The 3,908-nt window shown below is 76.0% G+C and carries 4 protein-coding genes and 2 pseudogenes; 1 reads left to right on the forward strand and 5 read right to left on the reverse strand.

The annotated features are described in order from the left end of the window. Nucleotides 1-410: pseudogene (locus tag E1295_RS49555) on the forward strand (hypothetical protein); the annotation flags it as partial. Between the two features lie 71 nt (nucleotides 411-481). Here E1295_RS49555 and E1295_RS47435 read toward each other — a convergent pair. The 5 genes and pseudogenes from E1295_RS47435 to E1295_RS51665 all read right to left on the reverse strand — a co-directional run. Beyond that, nucleotides 482-1,294, reverse strand: a complete 813-nt coding sequence (locus tag E1295_RS47435; protein WP_132641873.1) for a TIGR03619 family F420-dependent LLM class oxidoreductase — start codon at nucleotides 1,292-1,294, stop codon at nucleotides 482-484. Then, nucleotides 1,291-2,289, reverse strand: coding sequence for an acyl-CoA dehydrogenase family protein (locus E1295_RS47440; RefSeq protein ID WP_132641875.1), 999 nt, complete (start codon nucleotides 2,287-2,289; stop codon nucleotides 1,291-1,293). Before E1295_RS47440 ends, E1295_RS47435 begins: the two co-directional genes overlap by 4 nt. After that, nucleotides 2,286-3,449, reverse strand: coding sequence for an acyl-CoA dehydrogenase family protein (locus E1295_RS47445; protein ID WP_132641877.1), 1,164 nt, complete (start codon nucleotides 3,447-3,449; stop codon nucleotides 2,286-2,288). The genes E1295_RS47440 and E1295_RS47445 overlap by 4 nt, the downstream gene beginning before the upstream one ends. A 39-nt stretch (nucleotides 3,450-3,488) precedes the next feature. After that, complete coding sequence (locus E1295_RS52140) at nucleotides 3,489-3,617, reverse strand: hypothetical protein (protein WP_281284819.1); 129 nt, start codon at nucleotides 3,615-3,617, stop codon at nucleotides 3,489-3,491. A 79-nt stretch (nucleotides 3,618-3,696) separates the two neighbouring features. Next, nucleotides 3,697-3,879, reverse strand: a pseudogene (locus E1295_RS51665) (alpha/beta hydrolase); the annotation flags it as partial. Between the last annotated feature and the right edge of the window lie 29 nt (nucleotides 3,880-3,908).

The following is a 3,908-nucleotide window of genomic DNA, read 5'->3' on the forward strand; positions in this document are numbered from 1 at the left end:
CCGCGGGGAGCAACTGGCGCCGCCGCCACGACGCCTTCCCCGCCCCGGCCACAGCGGCCCTCGCCGGAGCGCCCGGACCGCTCGCCGGCCCCGTCGGCGCCGGCTGGTTCCCCGACGGCGCCGTACCCGGCCATACCTCCGGCGGCGCGTCCGGCGGGGGTGCGGACCGTGCTTCCGGTGGGCCCTATCGCGGGCGGAGGCGGCGGCACGAGCGGCTGGCCGAGGAGCCCGCGTTCGCGTCCGACCTGCCGTCGCGCGGCCGACGCCACCGCCGCCAGCAGCCCGGCTCGCCGGACGTCCACGCTTCCCGCCCCGGCGGTGCGCCGCAACCCACCAGGGCGCCGTACGCCGGCCGTCAGCTCGCCGGCGCGGGCACCACCCGTCCAGGAAGGGGACGCCACCGCGCCTGACCGGCCTCCCTCACCGCTCGGGCCTCAGGCGACGCCACCGCGCCTGACCGGTGGCCTCCCACCGCGCGGCCCTACGTGAGCCCGTGGTCGGCGGCGAAGCCGGCCAGCCCGGCGACGGCGTCGCGGCCGCGCGTCCACGGCCGTACGATGAGCCGTTCCACGCCGAGCGCCTCCCAGGCGGCCACCTCGCCAGGGGAGGCCGGCGCGTAGGCGTGCGCCGTCACGGGCACCCCCGGCCCGAGCCGGTCGAGCTGCGGCCTGATCGACTCGATCGTGTGCGGCATGCTGATCCAGCCGTCGCAGAGCCGCGCCGCCCGGCGCAGCGCGGCGGCCGACTCCCCACCCGCGAGCACGGGCAGCCGCCGCTGCACCGGCTTCGGCTCGAACGCGACCTCCGGGAATGAGTAGAACCTCCCGGAATGAGCTATCACCGGCTCGCTCCAGAGCCGCCTGACCACCTCGATCGCCTCGTCCAGCCGCGCCCCGCGCGTGCCGAACGGGATGCCGGCCGCCTCCCACTCCCCCCGATACCAGCCCGCGCCGACCCCGCAGATGGCCCGTCCCGAGGAGACGACGTCCAGCGTGGCAAACGCCCGCGCCGACACGAAGGGGTGCCGCAGGGCGAGGAGCTGCACCGCCGTACCGAGCCTGACGCGGGAGGTGAACGCGGCGAGCCAGCACAGGTACGCGGGCGCGTCGAACAGCGGCGTGCCCGGTCTGATCCCCGGCGCGGTGGCCCCCGGGTAGCCGGCGAGCGACAGGTCGGTGGCGAAGACCAGGTGCTCGGGCAGCCACACCGACTCGAAGCCGAGCTCGTCCGCGGCCACCGCCACGTCCTTCCACGCGGCGGGATGCAGCAGCCCGAGCGGAACACCGAACTTCACGGATACCGCCCGGGGCCGCCGCCCAGCACGGCGGTGCGCAGGCGTGCGCGGTGAGCGTCCGTCGTGCCGTACGCGGCGGACAGCGACCAGGCCCGCGCGAGCCAGAACCGCAGATCCAGCTCCTCGGTGTACCCGATCGCCCCATGCACCTGCAGCGCCACCCGCGCCGCCAGGCCGGCGGCCTCGCCCGCGGCGGCCTTGGCGGCGCTGACGTCGCGTTCGGCGCTGGGCAGCGGCACCCCGGCCGGTCCTCCCGCCGGCCCTCCCACCGGCCCTCCCACCGCGAGGGCCGCCCGGTGCACGAGGGGCGCGGCGAACTCGACGGCCACGGCGACGTCCGCGAGCCGGTGCTTGACGGCCTGGAACGACCCGATGGCCGCCCCGAACTGCGTCCTGGCCCGCGCGTACGCGACGGTGACCGCGAGCAGTTCCCTGGCGACCCCGATGAGCTGCGCCGCCGTGGCGACGGTGGCGGCGAGCAGCGCGGGCCCGACCGGCGCTGCCCGTTCCTCCGACACGTCGAAGGCCACCTCGAACAGCGGCCGGCACGGGTCGACGCCGGGGCGGGGCTCTAGGCGTACGGACTCCTTGCGGACCAGGTGCCAGCCGCCCGCCCGCGCCACCACCAGCAGGTCGGCCAGGTCGGCGTCCGGCGCGTACGCCTGTCCCGGAGGCAGCACGCTCACGCACACCGCGCCGGAGGCCAGGCCGGGCAGGTGCGCCACCAGGTACGGCGCCAGCACGGCGGTCTCCACGACGGGCCCGGGAAGGCACGCCCGCCCGGTCTCCTCCAGCGCGGGCAGGACGTCGGCCGGCGACAACGCCAGGCCGCCGGACCCGTCGGGCAGCAGCAGCCCGAAGAAGCCGAGGCCGGCGAGCTGTTTCCAGGCGGGCCGCCGCTCGGTGCGCAGCGCGGACGGCGGGCAGTGCGCCCGCAGCACGTCGCGTACGGTCGCGCCCAGGGCGAGCTGGTCATCGGTGAAGCCGAAGTTCACGGCCGCGCCCCCGCCCTGGGCAGCCCGAGGACACGTTCGGCGATGATGGTGCGCTGGATCTCGTTGGTGCCGGCGTAGATGGGGCCCGCCAGCGCGAACAGGAACCCGTCCAGCCAGGCCGTGTCTCCCGCCCGGTCGCCGAGCAGGTCCATGGCGAGGGTGTGCATGCGCAGGTCCAGCTCGGACCAGAACACCTTGCCCATGCTGGCCTCCGGCCCGGCCTCCTCGCCTGCCATGAGCCGCCGCGCGGTGGCGTACGTGTGCAGCCGGTACGCCTCCGCGTCCACCCAGCATCGGGCGGCCCGATCAGCGAGGGCCGGGTCGAGGGTCGAGGCGGTGGCAGAGGCGGTGGCAGAGGCGGTGGCAGAGCCCGCGTCACGGGCGAGCGCGACGAGCCGGTCGGCGGTGGCGAGGAAACGTCCGGGGCTGCGCAGGGTCAGGCCGCGTTCGGACGAGGTGGTGGCCATCGCGATCCGCCATCCGTCGCCCGGCTCGCCCAGCACCATCGACTCCGGCGCGAACACCCCGTCGAAGTGCAGCTCGGCGAACCCCGGCAGCCCGTCGAGCTGCGCGATCGGCCGCACGGCGACGTCGTCCATGGGGAACATGACGTACGTGAGGCCGTGGTGGCGCGTGCCGGAGGTGCGGAAGAGGCCGAACCCGTGGGTGGCGTGGGCGGCGCGGGAGCTCCACGTCTTGTGGCCGTACAGCCGCCAGCCGCCGGGAACGGGCTCGGCCCTGGAGGTGAGGGCGGCCAGGTCGCTGCCCGCCTCGGGCTCCGACCAGGCCTGCGCCCAGACGTCGTCGCCCCTCGCCATCCGCGGCAGCCAGCGGTCGCGCTGCTCGGGCGTGCCGAACCTCAGGAGGGACGGCCCCAGCAGGAAGATGCCGTTCTGGGTCACCCGGGCGGGGGCCCCGGCGGCCCAGTACTCCTCCTCGAAGATCAGCCAGTCGATGAGGGAGGCGCCGCGTCCGCCGTACCGCTCGGGCCAGGAGACGACGGACAGCCGCGCGCCGGCCAGCAGCGCCTCCCACGCGCGGTGTGCCGCGAAGCCCTCCGCGGTGTCCATGGGCGGGAGCGGTCGCGGCACGTGCGCGCGCAGCCAGTCACGAACCTCGGCTCGGAAGGCCCGTTCGGCCGGGGAGAAGTCGAGATCCACACAACCAACCTAGCGCACGCTTGGTTGGCGTGCCAGGGGTCAGCGGTGCAGCACCCGTTCCAGGGCCGCCGCCCGCGTCTCCGCGGCTCTGCGGCTGAGCGCGGCGCCGGGCACCATGATGTCGAACCCGTGGAACGCCCCGGGATACAGGTGGAACTCCGTCGACACCCCCGCCCGCGCCAGCCGCAGCGCGCGGCGGCAGCCCGGCGAGGTCGGCCGCCCTGGCCGGGGCCGCGTACGGGGAGACGTCGTCCGTGCCGATCGCGTCGCCGAGCAGAGCCCTCCAGCCGTAGAGGTTGGTGGGCCTGTCCCAGACCACGGCCTCGGTGAACTCCCGGCTGGACGGTGTCGTGTTGCGATCGGCGAGCATCGGGCAGACCAGCAGCTGGAACGCCACCCCCGGCCCACCCCTGTCCCTGGCCGGCAGCACGGTCGCGGCGGCCAGGGACAGGGGTGGGC

The organism is Nonomuraea mesophila, assembly GCF_004352805.1.
GTDB lineage: Bacteria > Actinomycetota > Actinomycetes > Streptosporangiales > Streptosporangiaceae > Nonomuraea > Nonomuraea longispora.